The sequence below is a fragment of the Brevibacillus sp. RS1.1 genome (assembly GCF_013284365.1).
Classification (GTDB): Bacteria; Bacillota; Bacilli; order Brevibacillales; family Brevibacillaceae; genus Brevibacillus; species Brevibacillus brevis_D.
In genome coordinates this window covers 1-452 of record NZ_JABSVA010000039.1, presented here as the reverse complement: position 1 = coordinate 452, position 452 = coordinate 1, and the positions used below count along the sequence as shown (strand labels likewise).

Sequence of the window (452 nt, the reverse complement as noted above, 5' to 3'; positions counted from 1 at the left end):
GCTGTCAAGGAAGCCGTTGTGATGGCAAGAGAAGACAAGCAGGGTGACAAACGTCTGGCGGCGTACGTGACGACAAGAGGGGAAAGTAGCGAAGAGCCCACTGACTTAGCCGTCTGGGCAAAAGCAAAATTGCCAGAGTTTATGGTTCCATCCGTCTTTGTCTGGCTGGACACTATGCCCCTCACACCGAACGGCAAGATCGACCGGAAGCAACTGCCAGAGCCGGAGTGGGGCCAAAACACTTCTACCCAAGAGTATGTAGCGCCACGCAACCAAACGGAGGAGCTGGTCGCCACCATCTGGTCGCAAGTGCTTGGTATCGAAAAAGTCGGCGTTCATGACAACTTCTTCGAGTTAGGCGGGCATTCTCTCTTGGCGACACGGGTCATTTCCCGTCTTCGTGAGATGTTTGCAGGAGAAGTACCGATCCGTACGCTTTTCGAAAACCCAAC

General features: G+C 54.0%; 1 protein-coding gene. It reads left to right on the top strand.

Annotation, left to right across the window (positions count from 1 at the left end; translation table 11 throughout):
* Positions 1-452, top strand: a 452-nt coding sequence (locus tag HP570_RS29265) for a phosphopantetheine-binding protein (protein WP_173627966.1), incomplete at both ends; no start/stop codon positions are given.